The organism is Thalassospira sp. MBR-102 (genome assembly GCF_040549275.1).
In the GTDB taxonomy this organism is placed as follows: Bacteria; Pseudomonadota; Alphaproteobacteria; order Rhodospirillales; family Thalassospiraceae; genus Thalassospira; species Thalassospira xiamenensis.
The window spans coordinates 113328-139732 of record NZ_JBEPTC010000008.1 but is presented as its reverse complement, the minus strand read 5'-3'; the positions used below and the strand labels follow the sequence as shown (position 1 = coordinate 139732).

Here is a 26405-nt window from a genome sequence, read left to right as displayed (position 1 = left end):
TTGGGGGAGGGGGATGGAAAACAGCCCCGCGAAACGAGATTTCTGCGGGGCTGTTGATAAGGTCGAATTAGGCCGCGTTTTCTTTTTTCAGCGGAATGCCCTTTGACATTTCCAGCATCCGTTCAAGCGGCTTGACCGCCGCAACACGCAAATCTTCGGGCATGATGATCTGCGGGCCGTTATTGACCAGACACAGATAAAGTTTTTCAAGTGTGTTCAGTTCCATGAACGGGCAGTTGTTGCACGCGCACGATCCATCGGCACCGGGCACGGGAATGAATTCCTTGTGCGGGGCGGCTTTTTCCATCTGGTGGATGATGTGGGGTTCGGTCGCGATCAGGTATTTCTGATCCGGGCCGTTGATCACATATTCCAGAATGGCGCGGGTCGATCCGATGTGATCGGCATGTTTGAGAATGCCGTCATGGCATTCCGGGTGGGCCGCGATTTTGGCATCCGGGTTCTGGGTTTTAAGGCGGATCAGTTCGCGTTCGGAAAACTGTTCATGCACGATGCACGAGCCGTTCCACAGCGTCATGTCACGGCCGGTTTTTTTGGCCAGATACGTGCCAAGGTGACGGTCCGGTGCCCACAGGATCGGTTTATCAAGCGGGATCTGATCGATGATTTCAGCCGCGTTCGACGAGGTCACGATGATATCGGAGGCGGCCTTTACCTCGGCCGAGCAGTTGATATAGGTGACCGACACGTGATCGGGATGCTGTTCGCGGAATTTGCGGAAGGGTTCGGGCTGACACGAATCTTCGAGCGAGCAGCCGGCCTTTGAATCGGGCAGCAGCACGGTTTTGTTCGGGCTGAGGATTTTGGCGACCTCGGCCATGAAACGCACACCGCAGAACACGATGACATCGGCATCGGTTTCGGCGGCCTTGCGCGACAGATCAAGGCTGTCGCCGACAAAGTCGGCCAGGTCCTGAATTTCTCCGTCCTGATAATAATGGGCCAGAATGATCGCGTTTTTCTCTTTCTTGAGGCGGGCGATTTCCGCTTCAAGATCAAGGGTCGGATCAATCTGCATTTCAGACATTGCGCCGGGCGCGGCCTCGGCGATGGTGGCAATCTGGTTCATGGCGTCGTCTCATCTCGCCTGTTGCAAGCCGGAGATAAGCAGCGGGGTCCGGCATTGCAAGTTAATGACAGTTTGAAACCTCAATATCGCCATTGGGCCGGGATGGCAAGGAATTGGGGGATGACGATGATCTTTGTTGAAGGGCACTTCACCGCAATATAACCGCCCGGCCTATAATCGCGGGGGCCGCCGCGACCTGCTGCTACATATCTGCGTTGCAGAACGGGAAGTGTGCATTTGCCCGGGATGGGGGCATAACACGCGCAGCTGATGCAGATGAGAGTCTTTGATATGGATTGGGTCCCTATAGCCTTTGGTACGTTCAAGGGTGTCGCGTTGGGCACGGGCATGTTCTTTGCCATCAAGTGGCATTACGATCAGGGAAAGAAGATCGGCAGGCGGAAGGTGCTGATTGCGACTGCCAAGATGACGGCAATCTTCGTGCTGGCGGTTCTGGTCCTTGGGCTCGTTACCTTCGGGCTTGGCGATATGCTTGGTCTGGATCTGAGTTACTGACAGCATCACCTGTCCGGTCCGAACAATGGCCCCGTCTGACGGTGATGGGGAATGCCAGATACAGAACCGGATAAATAAATCGCAAAAGACTATCGGGGAACTGCGCGCCGGATCATTTTCGGGCGATGGTTTTCTGTGCCGATTCCATGATGACGTAAAAATAAAAATAAGTTCGTTGTAAAATATGGAAATCGATTCATATAAGTAAAAATCGGCGGGATATTTTCGCGATTTACCAGAATCGCAAATTTTATTTGTTCAAAAACGCATCGGATATTTTTGGGGCGTTGATTTTTTGAAGAATAAAATCCGCTTCCGCGTGCCTGCATACACCTGAAATAAACTGCGGTTATTTGGCGACGGGATTGATTCCTGTCGTTTTTCTTAACCAATGCGCATCTGCGCGCTAGGAGCTATTTTGACAAACCGTACCACATCGAAAATCCTGAATTTCGCGCGGCCGTTCAGTCTGCGCGGTCTGGCAGAAGTACTGCCAGCCGGGGCCTATAAGGTGATTACCGAAGAATCGCTTCCGGAAAATGTGACCTATCCGACCTATCAGTGGGTTTCGACCAAGATGCACCTGCATGCCAATGCGGACCGTGGGGGCGACATCCGCATGATGAATGTTGATCCGCGTGATCTTGAAGTCGCCCATCTGCGCGATCAGAAAATGATGGATTCCCGCCCGCGGGTGGCGTTTTCAGCGCACAAATCCAACAACCGCGCGAAACGCGTCTTCTGATTCTGGTCCCCGGTCAGGAAAGCCTGACCGGCATACCGGTCAAATTTCACACTGAAAATTAGTAATATGTTCGTTCGGCATTGATTGCGGTCTGTCGCTAGTAATCCATGTGATCGTTGCTGGTTCTCTAAATTAGATTTATATTTTCAACCTGCAATTACAGGTGGCGGGGCGAATTATGGTTAGGCGGAGCAGAGGAAACAAGCTTGAGCGATGGGAAATCGCGCTTGTTAAGGCAATGCTAGAGCGTGGAGGGTATAACGACCAAGATATTCTGGCATACTTTACCCGACCTACTCGCTCCATTAACCACCGTGTAATTGCAGAGATCAGGACTGAGGCTAAACACAAGCGAGCAAGGGCTTCGTCAGTCGAACGATTAGATGAGTTTTTGGCTTCTTGGCCAGATATTGATCAGGGTACCGGGCTCAGTCTCAGAGGAGATGAGTTGCTGATTAAAGCAAGGGAGGCCATGATTGCTGCTGTTCATATCTTTAATAGTGCAGGCCTAACGTTTAGGTCTGAATTGTTCATCGTAACAGCAATTATCAGCTGGACATACTTGATGCACGCTTGGTTGAAGAAGGAGGGGATAGATTACCGATATCAAGATAACAACGGAGCTATCAAGAAAACTAAAAATGGAGAAGATTGCTATTGGGAGCTTGGCAAATGCCTAAAGCATCAACGTACCCCTTTAGAACCTGCCGTTATCAAAAACCTAGAGTTCTTGATAGAAATTAGACACGAAATAGAACACCGAGCGACTCAGCAAATTGACGATCTTATAAGTGCAAAGTTGCAAGCTTGTTGCTTGAACTTTAACGAAGCAATAAAGCGGTTGTTTGGTGTGCGATACAGTCTGGAGAAGCGGTTACCGATAGCGCTCCAATTTGTATCCTTTAGCGATGATCAGCGAGACTTATTGAAGAAAGCTGGCGATCTTCCCCAGCATATTCAAACCACGATGAACACATTTTATAACGCAATGACTGAAGACGAGCTTGCAAACCCAAGTTTCGCTTATCGAGTTGCTTTTGTGCCCAAGATCGGGAAGAGCGCGTCTAGTTCCGATATGGCTGTTGAGTTTGTGAGGGCTGACTCTGAAGAAGCCAAAGAAATAAATAGAATATTACTTAAAGAGATTGATAAGCGACGCTACACAGCAACTCAAATCGTTAGTGCGATAAATAATAGCGGCTACCCGAATTTCAAAATGCATCATCACACGCTTTTATGGCAGAGCCTTGACGCTAAACAGCCGGGGCTCGGTTACGGTAAGCCGGGAGATTATGCAAGAACTTGGGTCTGGTTTGACAGGTGGCTTGAACGAGTAAAAGAGCACTGTGATGAGAACCGAGACAGGTATATTTAGCGAGACATAAAAAGCTTATCAGCTTCTTCTGTTTATATAGAAAACCCGTAATATTCCCATTCCGCCGCACTGACCTTCAGCGCCATATGTTCGTATTCGGCCTGCTTTATTTTGGTGAAGGCGGTGTGGAAGCGTTCGCCCAGCGTGCGTTTGTTGAAATCGGAGGCACCGAAGCGGTCAATGGCGTCCAGCCAGTGGCGCGGCAGGTCGTTGGGGCCTTTGTCATGGCCGATTTCATCGGTACTTGGCTGGCCGGGATCGATTTTGTTTTCGATGCCGTCAAGGGCGGCCCCAAGGGTGACGGCGGCGACCAGATAGGGGTTGGCGTCAACGCCCGCGATGCGGTGTTCGAAATGCCGGGTTTTGCCCGGTGTGCCTGGCACACGAAGCGCCACGGTGCGGTTTTCAACACCCCAGTCATCGGATGCTGGGGAATACATGGCGGATGCAAATCTGCGCCATGAATTCATGAAGGGGGCGAGGATCAGCATGGTGTCGCCAATCGTGCCACGAATGCCGCCGATGGCGTTGAGCATCAGCGGGCTCAAGCTCCCGTCCGGCTGATCGGCAAACAGGTTATTGCCGTTTTCGTCTGCCAGCGAGAGGTGCAGGTGCATGCCCGAACCGGCTTCGGCACCAAACGGTTTGGGCATGAAGACGGCTTCCATCCCGAAACGGCGCGCGCAGGTGCGGATCAGGCGTTTGGCGATGATGACGTCATCAGCAGCCCGCATCAGATCGCGATAGCGGATCGTCATTTCATACTGGCCCGGCCCATATTCGGAAATCAGGGTTTCAAGCGTCAGATCAAGATGCTTGGCACCTTCATAGACCGCATCAAAAAGCGGCGACATTTCATCGATTTCATCGACCGACATGGTGTTGCGAAGGGGTGACCGGCGTTTGGTCATTGCGTAGGATGCCGGGTGATAAAGGCCGCCCGCGTCCGCATCGCGATCCACCAGATAAAATTCCAGTTCGAACGCGCCCATTGGGGCAAAGCCAAGGGCATTGGCGCGTTTGACCTGATTTAAGAACACATTGCGCGGATCAACATCGTGCGGGGTTGCGTCCTCGTTATACATACTGATCAGAAGCTGCCCCCGGCCCATGTGGGGCAGATAGCCCAGCGTGCCCGGCACTGGCCAGCAACGACCATCGCCGCCGCCGCCGGTCTGCACCAGACCGCAATCATCAACATCCTCGCCCGTGACGTCCTGCCCGAAGATCGAGGTCGGAAGGCCGCGCCCCGATTTATAGATGCCTTCAAGCTCGTGACGGCGGATCATCTTGCCGCGTCCGATGCCGTGAAAATCGGTCAGGATGATGTCGATGGCCTCGACATCGGGGTATTTGGCAAGGAATGCCGCGGCCTCGGACATATTGGAGCCGCTGGGGGATGAGGGGGCAGGGGCGTTGGTGCTGGACACGGGTGGTATTCCTGATGGGGGGCGGTTTTGGTTTTAGCCCTGATAACGGCGGAAGAAATAGCGATCCTGCGGGACGCCTTCGGGGAGCGGTTCGGCGATGGTGCCGGGTACGTCGATTTTCTGATCGGATGCGACAATCGCGCCCTTGATCAGGGACGGCGGCAGGGTTTTGCCGATGAAGGATGCGATTTTGGCGTTGAGCGCCTCGTCCCCCGTCCCGACATCGGAATGGACCAGTGCGACCTTGCCAGCAAAGCGTTCAACCGCCATTGGCAGGGTTTCGAAAATGTCGCCCAGAAACAGGTGATCGTCATCGGGGATGCATTTCGGGTGGGCAGCGATCTGGCGGTCAAAGACAAAGATTTCGCGATCCGGCATGATTTCACGCAAATGATCGAAGGTGCGGCCATTGCCAAGCCCGATTTCAAGAACAATACCGTCATGGTCCTTGATCATTTCGGCGGCGGCATTCAGGCAGTCGCGCTGGGCCTGCAGGCGGCGGATGACGCTGTTAAGGCGGGACATTTATTCTTGTTCTCCGGGCGGTGAGGGTGAAATCGCGATATCATCCGAAAGCGGCCCGGTGCAAGGTGGTTAACCCGCACCGGGTGGCTTTGAACGGGCGTGTCAGCCCTTGAAAATCGTGGCGTCAAAGGCCGGGACGCGGGCGCGGAAGGCATCGAGCCATGTGACGAGGGCGGCGTAAGTTTCGCGCCATTTGCCATCAAAGCGCAGATCAAGATAACCGAGCGCACAGGCAACCGCGACATGGCCGATGGTCAGGTCGCCTGCCAGGGACGGCGGGCTGGCTTCGAGCTGATCAAGGGCGCGTTTGACCTTGTCAGACTGATAGGACAGCCAGTCGGCATGGCGTTTTTCTTCGGGGCGCATGCGGTTTTCGTAGACCTGCAGGATTGCGGCATCGACGATGCCATCGCCCAGCGCCTGAAGGGTCAATGCTTCCCACCGGGCGTCGCCTTCGGTCGGATGCAGGGTGACGCCATCGACCTGCGCGTCGAGATATTCGCAGATCACGCGGCTATCGAAAATCTTGCGGCCATCATCAAGGATCAGGATCGGGATTTTGCCAAGCGGGTTTTGTGCGCGCAGGCTGTCAGCCGGATCGTTGGTGTTGGCCAGTTCGATGGTCAATTGATCGTAAATGCCAAGAATTTTGGCGACAATTTTGACCTTGCGGCCAAAGGGGGACGGGTCGCTGGAGCGCAGGATCATTGGGGTGCCTCGATATAATTCAACAGTTTGAACGCAGTGTAAGGGGGAAATGCCGTTTCGAAGAACCCCAAATTTCGCGATTGTGGAAATCTGGCCGGGAAAGGTTATGTCAGCCCCGGCGGTCATCAGGGGAATTGCCGGGTTCTGTAGCGGTTTCTGTGCCGGTTTCGCCAAGGCGGGCAAGGTGCAGTTCACGCGCCAGGCGGATGGAGGGCCGCAGGGCAAAACACACCGACCCGATGATGAAAAGCCACGTTCCGGTGTGCATCAGATCATCATAAAGGAACATGATGCTGCCGATGACGAACAGAACCGCGGCCAGCCAGTCGACGGTGGTATAGGCGATTTCATAGGCGCTATAGACCTGCCGGTGGCGTGAGGATGCGTCAAAACGGCGGCTTTGGAAAAGCTTCATGCGAGGCTCCCGTTTTGGGGTGGGTTGTTTTTCCGTAACGCATGATGGCGGCAAACGTTCTTGAATATGTGGCCTATCGCCGAGCGCGGGGGTGGGTGCCGTGATAGACGGCCATCAGGCGTTCGGTATCGACCGAGGTATAGCGTTGGGTGGTCGAGAGCGAGGCGTGGCCGAGCAGATCCTGAATGGTGCGCAGATCACCACCACCGGCCAGAAGATGGGTGGCAAAGGAATGGCGCATGGCATGCGGGGTGGCGGTATCGGGCAGGTTCAGGAGGCCGCGGATTTTGCGCATTTCGCGTTGGGCGACCTGTGCGACCAGCCGCCCGCCACGTGCGCCGACAAAAAGCGGTTCATTGCCGTTCGGCGCATAGGGGCAGGTGTGGACATAATCATCAATCGCATCGCGGACGATTTGCAGGACCGGGACAAGGCGCTGTTTGTTGCCCTTGCCGGTGATGACCATCGAATCGCCCGTCGGGCGTTGATTGGCATTAAGGTCGAGTGCCTCGGATATACGCAACCCGCAGCCATAAAGCAGGGTAAAAAGCGCGAGGTTGCGTTTGGCAAGCCACGGTTCATCCTGCCACGCGCCGGCATTATCAAGGACGGCCATCGCATCGGCGGGGCTAAGCGGTTTGGGGACCGATTGCGGCAGTTTCGGATTGCGGATCGAATTGACCGCCGCGTTCTGGCCGCGCCCGGTGCGATCCAGAAAGCGATAGAAATTGCGCAGCGACGATAGCGCACGCGCAGTCGAGCTTTTGGCCATGCCATCCATGCTGCGTCGTGCAAGCCAGCTTCGGAAATCGCGCGGGTTTAATTGCAGAAGAACGGCGATATCGGGTGTGTCACCCTTATGTCCCCGGACAAAACCAAGGAAGGCATAGAGATCGGCAAGATAATTTTCGGTGGTGTGGTTTGATGCGCGCCGTTCGGCGGAAAGCCATTGCCGCCAGTCGGCAATGGCATCGCGCACATCTTCGGGCAGGGTCAGGGCCATAAGCCCCTTATTCATTGCGCCGGTGTCAGCCATCGGCGCACACCAAATTCGATCACGGAGGCGAGGAACATGATCAGGTCATGGGCCTGTGCCGGGCTGAAATAATCGGGTTCGGCGACGCCAAACGCCACCAGCCCGACCGGATCGCCATAAAAGGGTGCGACGCGGACAATGGCGGCGGAGCGGATATTATCGGCCTGCGGGCCAAAAATCGCCTCGTCCCCGGCATTGTCGGGCAGAAGCCAGACATCGTTTTCCTCGCCCAGAACCTGATCAACCGCACCAGCCGTCAGACGGCGGACACGGCCGCCGCAACGGGGCACCGGGGCATCTTCGCTTTCTTCAAAGCACAATGCGATGGCGTCAAGATCAAGCAGTTCGGGCACAAGGTCCTGCAGGGCTTCGACGAAGACATCAAAGCCGCGTGCATTGAGCAGGGCCAGAACCGCACGGTGGATGCGGCTTTGGGTTTCGAGGTTGGATTTGGAGATATTGATCAGTTCGCTTGTGGCGCCGCGCAGCTTTTCGCGTTCATCACGCAGGCGGGTGACGACATATTGCTGCATGTCGGCAATGCCTGAGCCCAGTTCGCGCACCGGCATGTCGAGGCTGTCAAGCAGGTCCGGCCGGTTGGCAAAAAAGTCGGGATGTTCGGCGAGGTAGGCCGCGACGTCGTCGGCGCGCAATGCTGTCTTTTCCATCTGATCCGGTAATTTGCAGTGAAACGAAAAACCCGGCAGCCACAATGCGGGCTGCCGGGTTAAATGCGTGTTAAGGACCGGTAATAAACCTGATCCTTGGCCTGATTTGTCGGTCTTAGAGGATCGACTGGCCGGTTTTTGCCCAATCGGCGACAAAGGTTTCAAGGCCCTTGTCGGTCAGCGGGTGTTTGAACAGCTGGCCAAGAACCTGCGGCGGGATGGTGACGACGTCGGCACCCAGACGGGCCGAATCGACAACATGCTGCGGGCCGCGTGCGGACGCGACGAGGATTTCGGTCTGCCAGTTCGGGTAGTTGTTATAAACTTCGGCGATGTCGGCAATCAGCTGCATGCCATCGGACGAAATATCGTCAAGGCGGCCAACGAACGGCGACACATAGGTCGCACCGGCCTTGGCGGCCAGAATGGCCTGACCGACCGAGAAGCAAAGGGTGACGTTGGTCTGGATGCCTTCGTCGGTGAAGGTGCGGCAGGCTTTGAGCCCATCCGGGGTCAGCGGCAGCTTGACGACGACATTGTCGGCGATTTTCGCAAGTTTGCGGCCTTCGGCAACCATGGTTTCATAGTCGGTCGCGGCAACTTCGGCGCTGACCGGGCCGTCAACCACGTCACAGATTTCCTTGATCAGATCAAGGAACGAACGGCCGGTTTTGGCAACCAGCGACGGGTTGGTGGTCACGCCATCAACGAGGCCGGATTTGGCGATTTCACGGATTGCGTCGATGTCGGCGGTGTCGATGAAAAACTTCATTGGATTTCCTGCTCAGGAGCTTTTGAAGATCGTTGTTCGATGATGCGGTTAGCTGATAGGGTCCGGTTCCATTCAAATGTCGGTACCAGACGCCCAGTGCTGTGGGACCGTTTTCTTTTGTGCCACAAGCCGGTTATGCATAATCATGCGACCAACCCAGAGGCATCCTGACGGGGTTTATAATATATGAGCGCCGCAAAGGCCATATCGGGAAATCTGTTTGGTGATGATCCGGCCTTTCAGGTGACGGGTGAAACGATCAGTGTTCTGCCGCCGCTGCCCTTGGCGGGCCCGTATGATTATCTTGTCCCCGAGGGGCTGAGCGTTCAGCCCGGTGACTTTGTTGAAATTCCACTGGGCCGTCAGACCCAGCGCGGCGTCGTCTGGGGTAAGGCCAAGGGCGACGTCGATCCGGCCAAGCTGCGCGAAATTTATGGCGTTTTGCAGGCACCGCCGATGGCCGATGTGACGCGAAAGTTCGTCGATTGGGTGTCGGCCTATACCATGGCGCCGCAGGGGGCGGTGTTGCGCATGGCGATGAGCGTTTCTGATGCGCTGGAGCCGCCCAAGCCGATTTTCAGATTTACCCTTGCCGATCCGGCAGAAGGGGAAGGCGATGGCGAAAGCAGCCTTCGCATGACACCGCCGCGCAAGCGGGTGATGGCGTTTCTGCGTGACCATCCGCCGATGGAACAGGCCGATATCATGCGCGAAACCGGTGCCGGGGCCAGCGTGATCAAGGGGCTGGTCGAAGCAGGCGTGGTGCGGCGTTTGATGGTCACCCCGCCATCGCCGTTTGACGACCCCGACCTTGATATTGCGCGCCCGCATCTGTCGGAGGCACAGGAACGCGCGGCGGACATGCTGTGTGCCAAGGTGGCGGGGGATGGGTTTTCGGTCACGTTGCTGGATGGCGTGACCGGGTCGGGCAAGACCGAAGTTTATTTCGAGGCAATCCGAACCGCGTTGGAAAGCGGGAAGCAGGTGGTGGTCCTGTTGCCGGAAATCGCCCTTTCGGCGCAATGGTTGCAGCGGTTCCGCGACCGATTCGGCGTTGAGCCGGCGCTTTGGCATTCCGAAGTCGGGCAGGCGCGGCGACGCGATACATGGCGGGCGGTGGCCGATGGATCGGCAAAGCTTGTGGTCGGGGCAAGGTCCGCGCTGTTTCTGCCCTATGCCAATCTGGGCCTGATCGTGGTGGATGAAGAACACGAACATGCCTTCAAGCAGGAAGACGGCGTGATTTATCATGCGCGTGACATGGCGGTTGCGCGCGCGCATCTGGGCGGGATACCGGCGATTCTGGCGTCCGCCACCCCGTCGCTTGAGACCCTGGCGAATGTGGAAGCCGGTCGGTATGAGCGGGTCGAGCTTTCGGAACGCCACGGCATGGCGGTTTTGCCAAGTGTCGAGATTGTCGATATCCGGCAGGACAGGCCGGAACGGCAACGCTGGATCACGCCGACCTTGAAAAAGCGGCTGGCGGAGACATTTGCCGCCGGGGAGCAGGCGATGCTGTTCTTAAACCGGCGGGGTTATGCGCCGCTGACGCTTTGCCGGGCGTGCGGGCACCGGTTCCAGTGCCCGAATTGTACGGCGTGGCTGGTGGAACACCGGGCATGGGGCAAATTGCAATGCCATCATTGCGGCTATCAGGCCAAGGCCCCCGATAGCTGCCCGGCCTGTGGGGCGGAGGAAAAGCTTGCGGCGTGCGGGCCGGGGGTGGAGCGGCTTTATGAGGAAGCGGTCGAGACATTCCCGCAAATCCGCATCGAGGTCGCGACATCGGACAATATCGCCGGGCCAAAGGCGGCGGCGGAGCTTGTCAATCGGGTGCATAATCACGAGGTTGACCTTCTGATCGGCACACAGATTTTGGCCAAGGGCTATCATTTCCCGATGCTGACCCTTGTGGGGGTGGTCGATGCCGATCTTGGCCTTGCGGGTGGGGATCTGCGCGCGGCCGAACGCAGTTATCAGTTGATGACCCAGGTGGCGGGGCGGGCCGGACGCGGGGATCGACCCGGCACGGTGTTGCTGCAAACCGCCGACCCGTCCAACCGGGTGATCAAGGCGATTGCCGCGGGCGATCGAGATGCGTTTAACGAGGTTGAATTATCCCAGCGCATGACGCATGGCATGCCGCCGCATGGAAGGTTGGCGGCCCTGATCATTTCGGGGAAAAAGGAAAGCGAGGTCGATGAAGCCGCATGGCGGATTGGCCGGGCGGCACCGCGCGGTGATGGCATTGTCGTTCTGGGACCGGCCCCGGCCCCGTTATCGTTGCTGCGCGGGCGATATCGCCGCCGTTTCCTGATCCGGGCGGATAAACAGGTGCGGTTGCAGGCGATGATCCATGACTGGTTATCAAAGGTGAAAACACCGGGCAGTGTCCGGGTACAGATCGATATTGATCCTTACAGCTTTATGTAGGGTCAGTTCTGATATTGGGACTGCCACCAGTCGAGCCCGTCCGGGCCGAGGTAATTCTGAAAGATGGTGGCGAGGCGGCCATCATTGCGCATTTCGCGGATGATCTGGTCATAGCGTTTGAGAAATGCGTCCTTGTCCGGGTAATCCGACGCCTTTGAAAACACGTTATAATAGGGCGCGCGGCGAAGCGGCGGATAGATGAAGGCGATCTGTTCGCGTTGCCCGTTGCGCAGGGTTTCGTAAAGCGTGCTGAGGTAATTGACCGGCACGACATCAAAACGGTTTTCCAGCAGCATCGGGATCAGCAGATCGTTTTTGGCGACGATTTCGATATCAAGCCCCGATTGCCAGAAGGTATCGGTATAGGAATATTCCGCCGCCGCCCCGACGCGGTGGCGCGCCAGATCGGAAAAATCATTAAACGTGATCCGGTCGCGGTCTTCAATCCGCACGGCAAAGCGCCAATCGAGCAGAAGATGGGCTTCGTCGGGATAGTGCAGATACTGGCTGCGTTCGGCGTTTTGCGACAGGGTCAGGATGATGTCGCTGCTGCCGGTCTGGGCATTGTGCAAAAGGCGGCGGCCATTATCGACAAGCTGAAAGCGGTAATCGGTGATGCCCATATCGTTGAGCACTTCGGTCATGATGTCGATATCAATGCCACGCGGATCACGGTCGACCATCCATTTCAGCGGGGCTTCGGACAGGCCTTCGATGATCAGGGTGCGGGCATTTGCGGCCAAAGGAAAAGCAATAACGCACAATGCTGCGGTCAGGGCGCACAAATTCTGTAGGCGATGTCGGAGCAACCTCGCCATATGCACGAACTTCCGGCATCGTGCCATATATTGTCTCCCGTCATGCTTGCGGGTTATGGATAGCCCAGATTTTTAAATTCCATGGATAAGATTTGATGACGAATGTTAAAAATTCAACAAGCGTGAGCGAAAGCCAGCAAAGCATATGTGACTGGGCCGAAAAGATTTTTGGCCCGGTTGCCGATCCCCGTGCGCTTGTCACGCGTGCGATGACGGAGATGAAGGAACTTGATGAGGCGGTTGTTGACCGCGATCTTTCGGAAATCGGGCGCGAAGCGGCGGATGTGATGATTTTGCTGTATCGGCTGGTCGATCAGTTCGGTCTTGACCTTGATCACGAAGTGCAGGCGAAAATGGCGATCAACCGGGCGCGGCAATGGTCGGCCAAGGGCGATGGCACCGGGTCGCATATCTAGGGTCCTGACCCTGATTGGCGGATCGGGCCACCGGTAGGGTGACCCGACGCGATGATATCAGTTGGCGCTGTAGACCTTGCTGGACTTGCTGGTGAGCCAGGCCGGGATGGATTGCTTTTTGGTGCCGACGGTGGCGCTGTTGAAATTGTCAGCTTCGAGATAGACGTGGGTCGGGCTGATGCCCTCGGCACTCATCCAGCTATCGGAGGGCACGTCTTCGGCCGGGGTTTCGGACAGCGGGGCGGTCATGGCATCGCAGGCGATTTTGTAAACCGTGGTTTTACCGCCGAATGCATTGAAGCGGCTATCAGCCATGGCCCTGTAATCCGCCGATGTCAGATCGACAAAAACGGAAATTGCGGTTCCGGCCTGATCCTGATCATCGTAATAGGCGCGCGAGGCGGATGGCACGAAGGGGCTGGCGGTGCCGGTTTCGACAAAACGGAAATAGCCGGTGCTACACGCGAAGGCGTTGATCGGAAGCAGCAGGGCAAGGCCTGCAATCAGCAGGCCGGCCAGAGGGGACATCGAGGGCAGTTTCATTTGAACCTCCTTGGGGATGACATGGGTGTCCGGAATTGACGCCGGGAAGGTTCGAATGTGATGTCGATTACACTTTTTGATCGGAAAAAACGGTTATCGATCAGGGGTTGTACGGACGGCATCGTCGAAAAAATCGGGGATTCGTTCCTTAAAGGTGATTTCCCAAAGACAGAATCCGCCGATGGCGGGAGAGGCGGCATTATAAAATAGTTGTAAAAAGCCTCGAAACGCGAGCGATCCGGGGCTGTTTTGCCCCAACTTCAGTAAAGAATGAAAAAGACCGCCCAAATGGCGTTGCGCGGGGGTTGCCCCTGTCATGGACATGTGATACCAAACGCTCGCTTCTCGGCGGGAACACCTTCCGAGAGACCATTTTTTTATACGTATCCGAGTCGTTCTCATAACCAGAATTGAGGGCTTTCACCGGTGTCCCAAAATACTGCCGCGACCGGGCTTCAAGGGCGTTACGCCACAGCATTATTCGAATTGGCCCAGTCGGCCGATGCGCTTGATGCTGTCAAAAGCGATCTTGAATTGCTCGACCAGGCCATCGTCGAAAGCGATGACCTGCGGAATGTGCTCCGTAGTCCCGTGATTTCCCGGGATGTGCAGGCCAAGGCAATGGCGGCCCTTCTGGACAAGCTTGGCGTTTCCGAGTTGACCAAGAAGACCGTTGGCGTTCTGTGTCAGAAACGCCGCCTTTTCGTTCTGCCGGATGTTATCAGTTCCTACCTTTCCATGCTCTCAGCTTTCAAAGGCGAAGTGACCGCACAGGTGACCTCGGCTTCCGAGCTGAAGAAAGAGCAAATCGAAGCCGTTACCGGCGCTCTTAAAGAAGTTGTCGGTGCCACTGTCAAAGTGGACCTGAATGTCGATCCGGCGGTTCTTGGCGGCCTTGTCGTCAAGGTCGGTTCCCGGGTTTTTGATGCCTCGCTTCGTACCAAATTGCAGAAGCTCGAGCTCGCTATGAAAGGGGTTGCGTGATGGAAATCCGCGCCGCGGAAATCTCCGCTATTCTTAAGGATCAGATCGCCAATTTTGGCGCTGAAGCCGAAGTTGCCGAAGTCGGTCAGGTTCTGTCTGTCGGTGACGGTATCGCCCGTGTTCATGGTCTTGACAATGTTCAGGCCGGTGAACTGGTCGACTTCCCGGGTGGCATCAAGGGCATGGCCCTGAACCTTGAGGAAGACAATGTCGGTATCGTTATTTTCGGTTCTGACCGTACCATCAAGGAAGGCGACCAGGTCAAGCGTACCGGTGCCATCGTTGACGTGCCGGTTGGCAAGGAGCTGTTGGGCCGCGTTGTTGACGCGCTTGGCAACCCGATCGACGGTAAAGGTGAACTGGGTGCGAAAGAACGTCGCCTTGCCGACGTCAAGGCACCGGGCATCATCCCGCGCAAATCGGTTCATGAGCCGGTCCAGACCGGTATCAAGTCGATTGACTCGCTGATCCCGATTGGCCGTGGCCAGCGCGAGCTGATCATTGGTGACCGTCAGACCGGTAAAACCGCGATCATCATCGACACCATCCTGAACCAGAAGCCGGTGAACGATGCAGCGAAATCCGACAGCGACAAGATGTTCTGCATCTATGTTGCGGTTGGTCAGAAACGTTCGACCGTTGCACAGGTTGTCAAGGTTCTTGAAGAACGTGGTGCGATGGAAAACACCATCGTTGTTGCAGCGACCGCCTCTGATCCGGCGCCGATGCAGTTCCTGGCACCGTTCGTTGCCTGCGCAATGGGTGAATATTTCCGCGACAATGGCATGCATGCCACCATCTTCTATGATGATCTGTCGAAACAGGCTGTTGCCTATCGCCAGATGTCGCTGCTTCTTCGCCGCCCGCCGGGACGTGAAGCTTTCCCGGGCGACGTTTTCTATCTGCACTCCCGTCTGCTGGAACGTGCTGCGAAAATGAATGACGAAAACGGCGCTGGCTCTCTGACCGCTCTGCCGGTTATCGAAACCCAGGGTAACGACGTTTCGGCGTTTATTCCGACCAACGTGATTTCGATCACCGACGGTCAGATCTTCCTTGAAACCGACCTGTTCTATAAGGGTGTTCGCCCGGCTGTGAACGTTGGTCTGTCGGTTTCGCGTGTGGGTTCGTCCGCGCAGATCAAGGCAATGAAACAGGTTGCCGGTTCGATCAAGCTGGAACTTGCCCAGTATCGTGAAATGGAAGCTTTCGCACAGTTCGCATCGGATCTTGATCCGGCGACCCAGAAACTGCTGGCACGTGGCGCACGTCTGACGGAACTGCTCAAGCAGCCGCAGTATTCGCCGCTTAAAGTGGAAGAACAGGTTGTTGTGATCTATGCCGGTGTGAAGGGTTACCTTGACGGCGTGGAAGTTGGCAAAATTCGTGCTTTCGAAGAACAGTTCCTGAACGATATCCGTTCGACCGGTTCTGACATTCTTGATGCGATCCGCACCGAGAAGGTTCTTTCGGAAGCCACCGAAACGAAGCTCAAAGCGTTCCTCGACAAGTTCGCGAAAACCTTCGCGTAAGTCTGAAATTTAGGCGAAGGAGGAAACGCAATGGCTAGTTTGAAGGATCTGCGCTCGCGCATTGCCAGCGTCAAATCGACGAAGAAAATTACTTCGGCGATGAAGATGGTGGCGGCCTCCAAGCTCCGCCGTTCGCAGGATGCAGCAGAAGCAGCCCGTCCCTATGCGGATCGCATGGGGACGATGCTGGGACGGCTTGCAGCCGCGGTTGGTGGCGCACAGGGGGCACCGAAGCTTCTGGCAGGTACCGGCAAGGATGATGTGCATCTGCTCGTCGTCTTTACCGCGGACCGTGGCCTTTGCGGTGGTTTCAACGCATCGATCATCAAAGCGACCCGTATCAAGGTCCGCGCCCTTCGCGCGGCTGGCAAAACGGTGAAGCTGATCTGTGTTGGCCGCAAGGGTGCCGATGCGCTCAAGCGTGAATTTGGTGACGCGATTGTCGCCCGGTATACTGGCGTCGAAGGCAAGAAGGGGATTGATTTCTCTGCTGCTACCGACGTTGCTGACAAAGTTCTGGCGCTGTACGAAGAAGGCGAATTTGACGTCTGCTCGATCTTCTATAACAAGTTCGTGTCAGCAATTTCGCAGGTCGTCACCGAACAGCAGCTGGTGCCGTTCGCGGTGCCGGAAGCCGACGGGCAGGAAGAAGCTACCGGTTCTTCTGCGGTTTATGAATATGAACCGTCCGAAGAAGCCATTCTGGCTGATCTGCTGCCGCGTAATGTCGGGGTCCAGATTTTCGGTGCGATGCTGGAAAGCAGTGCATCCGAGCACGGTGCGCGTATGTCCGCGATGGATAACGCAACCCGCAATGCCGGCGATATGATCGACCGACTGAGCATCCAGTACAACCGCTCACGTCAGGCCCAGATCACCAACGAACTGATTGAAATCATTTCCGGCGCCGAGGCTTTGTAAGCGGGTCGCAGGAACTAACGGATAGTTTTGTCCGAGCAGGAGACAATACCTATGGCGAACAAGAAGGCGGGGAAAATTTCCCAGGTTATGGGCGCCGTCGTCGACGTTAAATTCGACGGCGATCTGCCTCCCATTCTGAACGCGCTGCATGTTGACAACAACGGCCAGCGTCTGGTTCTTGAAGTTGCACAGCACCTTGGTGAGAATGCCGTCCGTACCATCGCGATGGACACCACCGAAGGTCTGCGTCGCGGTCAGGAAGTCATTGATACCGGTGACGCGATCCTGGTTCCGGTTGGTCCGGAAACCCTTGGTCGTATCCTGAACGTCATCGGCGAGCCGGTCGACGAACGTGGTCCGGTCAACGCGAAAATGACCTCTCCGATCCACCGTGAAGCACCGTCTTTCACCGATCAGTCAACCGACACCGAAATCCTGGTTACCGGCATCAAGGTCATCGACCTGATCGCGCCGTACACCAAGGGTGGTAAAATCGGTCTGTTCGGTGGCGCGGGCGTGGGTAAAACCGTTCTCATCATGGAACTGATCAACAACGTGGCAAAAGGCCACGGCGGTTATTCGGTTTTCGCAGGTGTTGGTGAACGTACCCGTGAAGGTAACGACCTCTATCACGAGATGATGGATTCGGGCGTTATCAACCCGGAAGGTGCATCCAAAGCCGCACTGGTTTATGGCCAGATGAACGAACCCCCGGGAGCACGTGCACGTGTCGCCCTGACCGGTCTGACGATTGCGGAATATTTCCGTGATGAAGAAGGCCAGGACGTTCTGTTCTTCGTCGATAACATCTTCCGCTTTACCCAGGCGGGTTCGGAAGTGTCGGCACTTCTGGGTCGTATCCCGTCTGCCGTGGGTTATCAGCCCACACTGGCAACCGACATGGGTGCGCTTCAGGAACGTATTACCTCGACCAAAAAAGGTTCCATTACCTCGGTCCAGGCCATTTACGTCCCTGCCGATGACTTGACCGACCCGGCACCGGCAACCTCGTTTGCCCACCTTGATGCGACCACGACGCTCAACCGTCAGATTGCCGAGCTTGGCATCTATCCGGCTGTTGATCCGCTCGACAGTACCTCGCGTGCGCTTGATCCGGGCGTTATCGGCAAGGAACACTACGAGACCGCCCGTGAAGTGCAGCGTATCCTTCAGACCTATAAGGGTCTTCAGGACATCATCGCAATTCTCGGCATGGACGAGCTTTCGGAAGAAGACAAACTGGTCGTGGCCCGTGCCCGTAAGATCCAGCGTTTCCTTTCGCAGCCGTTCCACGTTGCAGAAGTCTTTACCGGTACTCCGGGCGTGTTCGTTCAGCTCGAAGACACCATCAAGGCATTCAAGGCCATCTGTGCTGGTGAATATGACCACATGCCTGAACAGGCATTCTACATGGTCGGCACCATCGAAGAAGCCATCGAGAAAGCCAAGAAGATGGCCGAAGCTGCCTAAGGCAGCTTCGGTCCCCCTTCCCATACGGGAGAGAGGACTGTCATGACTGATACGACTGTATTGGAACTTGTTTCGCCGTCTGCCCTGCTCAAATCCGAGCCGGTCGAGATGGTCGTTGTTCCGGGCACGGACGGGAATTTTGGCGTGCTGCCGAAGCATTCGCCGATGATCTCGACCATTCGCCCCGGTGTCATCGACATCTATGCAGGTGGCAAGGTTTCCGAACGTATCTTCGTTGCCGGTGGCGTCGCCGAGGTTAACCCCGAGCGTTGCACCATTCTGGCCGAAGAAGCGGTTCCGGTTTCCGATATCAAGGCCGATGAAGCCCAGGCACGTCTTGAGACCGCGCAGGCGGACCTGAAGGCGGCAACCACGGCGCATGACAAGGCGAATGCCGAGCGTGCGCTTGAGGTTGCCCGTGCGCAGATTGCCGCACTGTCCAACTGATCATCGATCTTCGACTTTGTTAAAAAGGCCGCTGTTGTGCAGACAGCGGCCTTTCTGCTTTTGGCATGTCAGAAGGGCTGATCGCGGCAGCGTGATGGGGGTAGCCGTAACCGGCGGCGGGATCAGGGGGACGGGATCAGGGGGACGGGGTCAGGGCAAGACCGAGCCAGAAAGATTCGATCATCTTCATCAGTTCGATGAATTCCGTGACATCGACCGGTTTGCGCAGATAGCAGTTCGCCCCCGCCGCATAGCACAGATCCACATCATGTTCGGCCCCCGACGTGGTCAGCACGATCACAGGGATCGAGGCGGATGACGGATCATTCCGGATTTCGCGCAGCATTTCGCGGCCATCCTTGCGGGGCATGTTCAGGTCCAGCAGGATCAGGCGGGGTCTTGGCGCATTGCGATAGGGGCCATCCTGTTGCAGGAACTGGCGCGCGGTCATCGCATCCTTGACATGATGCAGCGTAACCGGGTGGGTGAATTCACGGAGCGCTTCCTGAACCAATCGGGCGTCGCCCGGATTGTCTTCTATCAGCAGCAAATTGCTTACGGCCCCGCTTGCACCGGCGATCATGCGACGTCCTTATTCTTTTGGATGGGGAATGTCGGAAACTCCCCCTTTTGATAGATGAGAATTATAGTCAATCTTTTAGGGGAATTGAAGAAAAAGACAGAATAAATTCAATCTTGTAGGCGAAAAGTTTGAAATTTCTGAATCCGGTTCACTTTTTCAACGGGTCAAATTTGAGGAAACAGAACGCCAAATCAATAGGATACAGGCGAAAGTTTGATCAAAATACTATCCTTGCGTATTATCTGGCTGACTGCATTCGTATGGGTGTAAACAGAAAAAACGCACCGCGATTTTTCACGGTGCGTTCGATTCTGGGTGATGAATGATGGTGGCCGTTTGGGGCCGGTCATGCCGCACGGGGCGGCACGTGGTCAATTCGCAGGGATGCCCAGTTCATCGGCCAACCCGGCAAAGCGGGTCAGAAGATCGGTGTCATCGGAAAATACCTGTCGGGCGTTGTCATAGGCCTGCTTTGCCTGCTCGGGTTGGCCGATCACCATATAGGCGCGGATCAGACGGGCCCAGCCTTCGGGGTTTTCCGGGTTTTCCGCCAGTTTATCGGCGAGCTGCGACACCATGCCAAGGATCATTTCCTGACGTTCTTCGGGCGACATTTCGGCGGCTGCTTCCATGTCTTCGCGCGAGGGTCCCCCGGGCCCGGCAGGGGCGTTTGAGGCCATTGGCGGGGTGATCTTGATCCGGCCTGTAATGTCGATCCCCTGGGCGAGGGCGGCTTCGTCGATCCGGGCCAGCACCATCGGAAGCCATCCGGCATCGGACGGCGCACCATTCACCAGCACGATCCAGCGATCAATCGCGGCAGCGACATTGCCGTTCTGCGCATCGGCAAGACCGAGGAAATACTGGATGCGGGGATCCTTGCTGCCGGATTGGGCGGCTTCTTCGAGTGCGCCGCGGGCGATTGTGTTGACCTGGCCGTTATTCGCCCGGATGACGCTTTCGGCATACATCGCCAGATAATCACCATTGCGACCGGATTGCTTGACCGCTTCGAGGAAGGCGGTCTGGGCTTCTTCGGCGCGCCCAAGCGCCATCAGACTGGCGCCAAGCAGTTCCCAGCCCTTGAGGTCATCAGGATTTTCAAGCAGGCGGTTTGACAGGTCCTGTACGGCGCGGTTCAGCGCGTCATTGCGGCTGGCGTCATTTTCGCTGGCCTGCCGGGCGGCCATGATTTCGTCAGTACGGCTGGCAATGGGGCGATCACGAAGGTCGGGGCGGCCAAGATCCAGATAAAGGCCGATACCGCCGACAAACAGAAGCAGGGTAAAGATCGCAACAGCCGGGCGCAGGCGGGAGATGCGCGTTGCGGCTTCGCCGGATTGCTGGCGGGTGCTGATGCGCTGATCGGTGGCAAGGATGCGGCGCTGGACTTCGGTGCGGGCGGCGTCGGCCTGTTCGCCGGTCAGAACGCCGCGTTCGATGTCGCGGCCGATTTCGGCAAGCTGGTCGCGGTAAACCGCAAGATCGCGTTGCAGTTCGTCTTCGTCCATGTCGGCAAGGTGATCATCACCCGCATCGGCACTGGCGGAACGCGCATTTCGCAAGATCGGCCAGAGGACGTAACCCGCCACCAGAGCCGTCAAGGCGCCAAGAACAATCCAGATGGTCATTGAGAATCCTATTCGGCGGGTACGGTGTGAACCGTTTTGGTGGAGCGGGCAGGGGCACCGACGCGATAACGACGATCCGAGAGCGACATCAGACCACCCAGCACCATGATGATGCCACCGGCCCACATCCACGGGATCATCGGTTTGACATAGAAGCGCGTCACCCATTTGCCGCTGGCGTCTTCATCGCCGATGACAGCATAGATATCGCCGGTGAAACCGGACCGGATTCCGGCCTCGGTCGTGGGCATGCCTTCGACGGTGTAGACGCGCTTTTCCGGGGTGAGCGTTATGGTGCGTTCGCCCGGGGTTGCGATGGTGATGGTGGCCTCGCGGGCGAAGAAGTTCGGCCCCTGATATTCGCGAAGGCTGCTGAGCGTGAAGGTATGGCCCGAAACAACCGTGCTTTCACCGATGGCAAGCGATTGAACCGATTCTTCGGTCCATGCCTGTGATCCGGTGATCCCGGCAATGACAATCGCCATCCCGGCATGAGCCAGCATGGTGCCGTGTGCCGAGCGTGGCAGATTGCGCATCCGGCGGAAGCTGGTCGAGAGCGGTTCGCGGAAAAGCTTGATCCGTCCGGCCCATTCCAGCATCGTTCCAACAAACAGCCAGATCGCCAGCCCCATGCCAAACAGGGCAAAGGCCGGACCACCGGCAAGCCAGTAGGTGACGATCAGAACGAGGATCACGGCGGCAATGGCGATTTTGAGCTTGCCCAGAACCGCAAACAGATCGGCACGTTTCCACGGCATCATCGGCCCGAATGCCATGGCAATGATCAGGGGCGTCATGATCGGAACGAAGGTGGAATTGAAGAACGGCGCGCCGACCGAAATCTTTTCACCGGTCAGGGTTTCAAGCAGCAGCGGATAAAGGGTGCCGAGCAGCACCATGGCCGCGGCAATCGAGAGCAGCACGTTGTTGAAAACAAGTGCGCCTTCGCGCGAGATCGGCTGAAACAGACCGCCGCCCTTCAGGGTTGGCGCGCGCCACGCATAAAGGGCCAGCGACCCGCCCACCGTCAGACACAGCAGGAACAGGATAAACACCCCGCGCGTCGGATCGGTGGCAAAGGCATGAACCGATGTCAGCGCGCCCGACCGCACAAGGAAGGTGCCGAGCAGCGAGAAGGAAAAGGCAAGGATCGACAGGAAGATCGTCCAGCTTTTGAGCGCGTCACGTTTTTCAACGACAATCGCCGAATGCAAAAGCGCGGTTCCGGCCAGCCACGGCATGAAGGATGCGTTTTCAACCGGGTCCCAGAACCACCAGCCACCCCAGCCAAGTTCGTAATAGGCCCACCAGGAGCCAAGCCCGATCCCGGCGGTCAGGAACATCCATGCGGCCAGCGTCCAGGGACGGACCCAGCGCGCCCATGCCGGATCAACCCGGCCTTCGATGAGTGCGGCGACGGCAAAGGCAAAGGCCACCGAGAAACCGACATAGCCGAGATAAAGGAACGGCGGATGAATGGCGATGCCGGGGTCCTGAAGCAGCGGGTTCATGCCTTCGCCGTTGAGCGGCGGATTAATCACGCGTTCGAACGGGTTAGACGTCAGAAGGATGAACAGCAGGAAGCCAAGCGCAATCAAGCCCATGACGCCAACGACGCGCGCCAGAAGGCTTGGCGGCAGGTTCTGGCCAAAGCCCGCGACGGCAGCCGAAAACAGGGTCAGGATCATCACCCAGAGCAGCATCGAGCCTTCGTGGTTGGCCCAGACGCCAGTGATTTTATAGATCAGCGGTTTGGAGGTGTGGCTGTTGGCGACCACATTGACGACCGAGAAATCGGATGTGACATAGGCATATGTCAGGGCGGCAAAGCTTGTACCGACAAGGGCAAAGCAGGCAATCGCCAGACGTGGCGCAATTTTCAGAAGTGCGACATCACGCCGCGATGCGGCCAGAAACGGGATGGTCGACTGTGCCAATGCCACCACGAGTGACAGCACCAGGGCATAATGTCCGATTTCAACAATCATAAGTGGGCCTGTTGTTTGCTCTTATCCGCCTGCGGGGCTGATATAGTCGCTCCGGTCTGGTTTGAAAACCTTGCGGAATATCAAATATGCGCTATTTGCTGCACAGGCGAAGGTCAAAGTATGGCAATAGTCATTACATATTACGCCAATTCACGATATAAAACCGCAATCAGCGAGCGGAAATTGAAGACCAAGGGTCTGTAGAACATGAGTCAATGTCCTGTCATTGACATCGCGCAAAGGGAAATATGGGCACGTCGGGCAACCACGGCCTCTATTGTCATTGCTGCGACGCTGATTGCCATCAAGGCCGCCGGTTGGTTCATGACCGATTCCGTCAGCCTTCTGTCTTCGATGATTGATAGCATGCTTGATGTCGGGACGTCTGTGATCAACTTCATGGCGGTCCGAAGCGCATGGCGCCCGGCCGATCACGATCACCGTTTTGGCCATGGCAAGGCCGAACCGCTGGCGGGGCTTTTCCAGTCTGCCTTCATGATCGGGGCGGCCATTCTGGTTCTGGCGGAGGCCGGATCGCGGCTTGCGGAACCGCAGCCGATCCGGTTTGCGGTTGAAGGCGTGTGGATCATGTCGATCTCGCTTGTCATGACCGTCGGCCTTGTGTTGCTGCAACGAAAAGCGGTGCGGATGTCCGGGTCGTTGGCGGTTGACGCCGATTCGATGCATTACACCAGCGACATCCTGTCCAATCTGGCGGTGATTGTTGCCCTTGTTGCCGGTTTTTCCGGTCTGAACTGGGCCGATCCGGCGATTGGCGGCATGGTGGCGCTTTTCCTGCTTTATTCCGCGGTCAAGGTCGGGCGCAATTCGGTTTCGGTCCTGATGGATCAGGAATTGCCGGAATCAGACAGCCAGAGGATCATCGAACTGACGATGAAAAACGCGTCCGTGATCGGCATTCACCGTCTGCGCACCCGGTCATCGGGCGTGCATCGCTTTGCCGAGATCGAACTGATCATGGATGGCGGGATGCTGATGCGGGAATCGCACACCATCTGCCATCAGGTGATGGACAGCATCCGGGCGGAATATCCCGATCTGGATATCACGATCCATCCCGAACCGCCCGAAGACATCCATCTCGACGAGTTTAGCGGTTATACCGAAGACCCGGAATTCTGGCATACGGGCCGGGCGCGCAAGGCCGGTCAGGACAGTATTCCGGCGTCAAATGGCGAGCTGGCGACGGGTCGCTAGGTTTCGGGTGTTTTCCACCAATTGACATTACCCGCATAACTTGTAACCCTGCAATCGATCACCTGGGGAGCCCCGACAAGGGGCTGAGAAACTGCTGGCTTTGCAGCGCAGTGACCCTTTGAACCTGATCCAGTTCATACTGGCGTAGGGATGGTGCGGATGCCGGCATATTTACCTGTTTTGATACTGTGGGTACGCCCCGTTTGTCATGGCGGGTTTGCCATTACCGGTCGGCATTTTTCATCAGCAGCCTCTCGCAGAACTGGGTCTCCATTGCCTTGATTGCAAAGGGGCCTTTTATGTCTGTTCCATCTACCAAAACCGATATCAGTATTGATGTCACCAGCGATGTTACAACCGGGCCGTTGCCCGCATCGCGCAAAATCCACATTACGGGATCGCACTTTCCCGATATTCGCGTACCGATGCGTGAAATTGCGGTTCATCCCACCGCAGGCGAACCACCGATCAGGGTTTATGATCCGTCGGGGCCTTATACCGACCCGGATGTTACGATTGACATTGCCAAGGGACTGCCACGACTGCGCCGAAGCTGGATCGCGGCGCGTGCTGATACCGAACGATATGCCGGGCGCGACATCAAACCCGAAGATAACGGCTTTGTCGAAAGTGAAAGCTATGCGGTTCCGGCATTTCCGCAAAGCCATGCGCCGTTGCGCGCAACTGGCGGGCGGGCAGTGACGCAGCTTGCCTATGCCCGGGCCGGGATCATTACCGCCGAAATGGAATATGTCGCGATCCGTGAAAATCTGGGCCGGGCGGAAATGCGCGCCAATGCCAAGCGTGATGGCGAGGCATTCGGGGCGGTGATCCCCGATCATGTGACGCCCGAATTCGTGCGTGAAGAAATTGCACGGGGGCGCGCGATCATCCCGGCCAATATCAACCATCCCGAAGCCGAACCGATGATCATCGGGCGGAATTTTTTGGTCAAGATCAATGCCAATATCGGCAATTCGGCGGTGACATCATCGATGGCCGAAGAAGTTGAAAAGATGGTCTGGGCAACGCGATGGGGGGCGGATACGGTGATGGACCTGTCGACCGGGCGCAATATCCACAATATCCGCGACTGGATCATCCGCAATTCGCCGGTGCCCATCGGGACGGTGCCGATCTATCAGGCCTTGGAAAAGGTTGGTGGTATTGCCGAGGACCTGACATGGGAAATATTCCGCGACACATTGATCGAGCAGGCCGAACAGGGCGTGGATTATTTTACCATCCATGCCGGATTGCGGTTACATCACATCCCGTTAACCGTGGACCGGGTGACGGGCATCGTATCGCGGGGTGGGTCGATCATGGCGAAATGGTGCCTGTATCATCATCGCGAAAGTTTCCTGTATGATCATTTCTCCGAGATTTGCGACATCTGCCGGGCGTATGACGTTTCCTTTTCACTGGGCGATGGATTGCGGCCCGGATCGATTGCCGATGCCAATGATGCCGCCCAGTTTGCCGAACTGGAAACACTGGGCGAGCTGACCCGCATCGCGTGGGATCACGATTGCCAGGTGATGATAGAGGGGCCGGGTCATGTGCCGATGCATAAAATTCGTGAAAACATGGACAAGCAATTGTCGATTTGCGGCGAAGCACCGTTTTACACGCTGGGGCCGCTAACCACCGATATTGCGCCCGGCTATGATCACATTACATCGGGGATCGGGGCGGCGATGATCGGCTGGTTCGGCACTGCGATGCTGTGTTACGTGACGCCCAAGGAACATCTGGGCCTGCCGGACCGGGATGATGTGAAGACCGGGGTGATCACCTATAAGATTGCTGCCCATGCCGCCGATCTTGCCAAGGGTCACCCGGCAGCGAAGGCACGCGATGATGCGCTTTCGCGTGCGCGGTTTGAATTTCGCTGGGAAGATCAGTTCAACCTGTCGCTGGACCCGGAAACCGCACGGGCATTTCATGATCAGACCCTGCCGAAAGAGGCGCACAAGGTCGCGCATTTCTGTTCGATGTGCGGGCCGAAATTCTGTTCGATGCGAATTTCGCATGAAATCCGGGCCGATGTGCAGAAGGAAGGCATGGCGGCGATGGCGGAAAAATACCGTGATGGCGGGGATTTATACATGCCCCGAAACATCGGGAAATAAGCCTGT

General features: G+C 56.6%; 25 protein-coding genes and 1 riboswitch. Of the genes, 12 read left to right on the top strand and 13 right to left on the bottom strand.

Translation table 11 applies throughout. From position 1 onward, the window contains the following. Positions 1-67 precede the first annotated feature (67 nt). A complete protein-coding gene (gene nadA / locus ABIE64_RS14675) occupies positions 68-1090 on the bottom strand; it encodes a quinolinate synthase NadA (RefSeq protein WP_007089196.1) in 1023 nt (340 codons plus the stop codon). Between the two features lie 291 nt (positions 1091-1381). Here nadA and ABIE64_RS14670 point away from each other — a divergent pair, with 291 nt between their 5' ends. From ABIE64_RS14670 to ABIE64_RS14660, 3 genes are all read left to right on the top strand, one after another. Then, a complete protein-coding gene (locus ABIE64_RS14670; protein ID WP_354377799.1) occupies positions 1382-1606 on the top strand; it encodes a hypothetical protein in 225 nt (74 codons plus the stop codon). A gap of 418 nt (positions 1607-2024) precedes the next feature. Then, complete coding sequence (locus ABIE64_RS14665) at positions 2025-2351, top strand: hypothetical protein (RefSeq protein WP_354377798.1); 327 nt, start codon at positions 2025-2027, stop codon at positions 2349-2351. A gap of 178 nt (positions 2352-2529) precedes the next feature. Then, on the top strand, positions 2530-3726 hold the full coding sequence (locus ABIE64_RS14660; RefSeq protein ID WP_354377797.1) for a DUF3644 domain-containing protein: 1197 nt from the start codon (positions 2530-2532) through the stop codon (positions 3724-3726). A 32-nt stretch (positions 3727-3758) separates the two neighbouring features. Here the strand turns inward: ABIE64_RS14660 and ABIE64_RS14655 are convergent, their stop codons facing one another. From ABIE64_RS14655 to fsa, 7 genes are all read right to left on the bottom strand, one after another. Beyond that, positions 3759-5156, bottom strand: a complete 1398-nt coding sequence (locus tag ABIE64_RS14655) for a glutamine synthetase family protein (RefSeq protein WP_354377796.1) — start codon at positions 5154-5156, stop codon at positions 3759-3761. Between the two features lie 33 nt (positions 5157-5189). Beyond that, complete coding sequence (locus ABIE64_RS14650) at positions 5190-5681, bottom strand: class I SAM-dependent methyltransferase (RefSeq protein ID WP_037990466.1); 492 nt, start codon at positions 5679-5681, stop codon at positions 5190-5192. A 102-nt stretch (positions 5682-5783) separates the two neighbouring features. Further along, entirely contained in the window at positions 5784-6389 is a 606-nt protein-coding gene (locus tag ABIE64_RS14645; protein ID WP_063093649.1) for a glutathione S-transferase, read from the bottom strand. A gap of 109 nt (positions 6390-6498) precedes the next feature. Next, on the bottom strand, positions 6499-6804 hold the full coding sequence (locus tag ABIE64_RS14640; RefSeq protein ID WP_114093805.1) for a YrhK family protein: 306 nt from the start codon (positions 6802-6804) through the stop codon (positions 6499-6501). Between the two features lie 73 nt (positions 6805-6877). Continuing rightward, complete coding sequence (locus tag ABIE64_RS14635) at positions 6878-7840, bottom strand: tyrosine recombinase XerC (protein ID WP_354377795.1); 963 nt, start codon at positions 7838-7840, stop codon at positions 6878-6880. Beyond that, positions 7819-8508: a DUF484 family protein gene (locus ABIE64_RS14630; RefSeq protein WP_007089187.1), complete on the bottom strand. Its 690-nt coding sequence runs from the start codon at positions 8506-8508 to the stop codon at positions 7819-7821. Before ABIE64_RS14630 ends, ABIE64_RS14635 begins: the two co-directional genes overlap by 22 nt. A 115-nt stretch (positions 8509-8623) precedes the next feature. Then, positions 8624-9280: a fructose-6-phosphate aldolase gene (fsa, locus tag ABIE64_RS14625; protein ID WP_037990470.1), complete on the bottom strand. Its 657-nt coding sequence runs from the start codon at positions 9278-9280 to the stop codon at positions 8624-8626. A 186-nt stretch (positions 9281-9466) separates the two neighbouring features. Here fsa and ABIE64_RS14620 point away from each other — a divergent pair, with 186 nt between their 5' ends. Continuing rightward, entirely contained in the window at positions 9467-11713 is a 2247-nt protein-coding gene (locus ABIE64_RS14620) for a primosomal protein N' (protein ID WP_354377794.1), read from the top strand. A gap of 2 nt (positions 11714-11715) precedes the next feature. Here the strand turns inward: ABIE64_RS14620 and ABIE64_RS14615 are convergent, their stop codons facing one another. Beyond that, positions 11716-12531 carry a substrate-binding periplasmic protein gene (locus tag ABIE64_RS14615; RefSeq protein ID WP_354377793.1) on the bottom strand — a complete coding sequence of 272 codons (816 nt, stop codon included), beginning with the start codon at positions 12529-12531 and terminating at the stop codon, positions 11716-11718. A 95-nt stretch (positions 12532-12626) separates the two neighbouring features. On the opposite strand from ABIE64_RS14615, the gene ABIE64_RS14610 reads away from it, so the two are divergent. Beyond that, the gene (locus ABIE64_RS14610) at positions 12627-12947 is read left to right on the top strand and encodes a pyrophosphohydrolase domain-containing protein (RefSeq protein WP_007089183.1); all 321 of its coding nucleotides are present in this window, start codon (positions 12627-12629) and stop codon (positions 12945-12947) included. 57 nt (positions 12948-13004) lie between these two features. On the opposite strand, the gene ABIE64_RS14605 is transcribed toward ABIE64_RS14610, so the two are convergent. Next, complete coding sequence (locus tag ABIE64_RS14605; protein WP_354377792.1) at positions 13005-13490, bottom strand: hypothetical protein; 486 nt, start codon at positions 13488-13490, stop codon at positions 13005-13007. Between the two features lie 426 nt (positions 13491-13916). Here ABIE64_RS14605 and ABIE64_RS14600 point away from each other — a divergent pair, with 426 nt between their 5' ends. The 5 genes from ABIE64_RS14600 to atpC are packed head-to-tail and all read left to right on the top strand — an operon-like array spanning position 13917 to position 18844. Further along, positions 13917-14474, top strand: coding sequence for a F0F1 ATP synthase subunit delta (locus ABIE64_RS14600; protein ID WP_007089181.1), 558 nt, complete (start codon positions 13917-13919; stop codon positions 14472-14474). Beyond that, complete coding sequence (atpA, locus tag ABIE64_RS14595) at positions 14474-16006, top strand: F0F1 ATP synthase subunit alpha (protein ID WP_007089180.1); 1533 nt, start codon at positions 14474-14476, stop codon at positions 16004-16006. Before ABIE64_RS14600 ends, atpA begins: the two co-directional genes overlap by 1 nt. A gap of 30 nt (positions 16007-16036) precedes the next feature. After that, entirely contained in the window at positions 16037-16927 is an 891-nt protein-coding gene (locus tag ABIE64_RS14590; RefSeq protein ID WP_007089179.1) for a F0F1 ATP synthase subunit gamma, read from the top strand. A gap of 51 nt (positions 16928-16978) precedes the next feature. Beyond that, complete coding sequence (gene atpD, locus ABIE64_RS14585; RefSeq protein ID WP_007089178.1) at positions 16979-18397, top strand: F0F1 ATP synthase subunit beta; 1419 nt, start codon at positions 16979-16981, stop codon at positions 18395-18397. A gap of 42 nt (positions 18398-18439) precedes the next feature. Then, positions 18440-18844: an ATP synthase F1 subunit epsilon gene (gene atpC, locus ABIE64_RS14580; protein WP_007089177.1), complete on the top strand. Its 405-nt coding sequence runs from the start codon at positions 18440-18442 to the stop codon at positions 18842-18844. Positions 18845-18980: 136 nt separating this feature from the next. Here atpC and ABIE64_RS14575 read toward each other — a convergent pair whose 3' ends face one another. The 3 genes from ABIE64_RS14575 to ABIE64_RS14565 form a co-directional block, all read right to left on the bottom strand. After that, on the bottom strand, positions 18981-19427 hold the full coding sequence (locus ABIE64_RS14575) for a response regulator (RefSeq protein WP_007089176.1): 447 nt from the start codon (positions 19425-19427) through the stop codon (positions 18981-18983). A 371-nt stretch (positions 19428-19798) separates the two neighbouring features. Next, positions 19799-21058 (bottom strand): c-type cytochrome biogenesis protein CcmI, encoded by a 1260-nt coding sequence (gene ccmI, locus ABIE64_RS14570; RefSeq protein ID WP_354377791.1) that lies wholly within the window; start codon positions 21056-21058, stop codon positions 19799-19801. 8 nt (positions 21059-21066) lie between these two features. Continuing rightward, complete coding sequence (locus ABIE64_RS14565) at positions 21067-23046, bottom strand: heme lyase CcmF/NrfE family subunit (RefSeq protein WP_037990475.1); 1980 nt, start codon at positions 23044-23046, stop codon at positions 21067-21069. 207 nt (positions 23047-23253) lie between these two features. On the opposite strand from ABIE64_RS14565, the gene ABIE64_RS14560 reads away from it, so the two are divergent. Continuing rightward, entirely contained in the window at positions 23254-24264 is a 1011-nt protein-coding gene (locus ABIE64_RS14560; RefSeq protein ID WP_007089173.1) for a cation diffusion facilitator family transporter, read from the top strand. Positions 24265-24317: 53 nt separating this feature from the next. Next, a riboswitch (TPP riboswitch) is annotated at positions 24318-24433 on the top strand. A 130-nt stretch (positions 24434-24563) separates the two neighbouring features. After that, complete coding sequence (thiC, locus tag ABIE64_RS14555) at positions 24564-26399, top strand: phosphomethylpyrimidine synthase ThiC (RefSeq protein ID WP_354377790.1); 1836 nt, start codon at positions 24564-24566, stop codon at positions 26397-26399. The last annotated feature ends 6 nt before the right edge of the window (positions 26400-26405 follow it).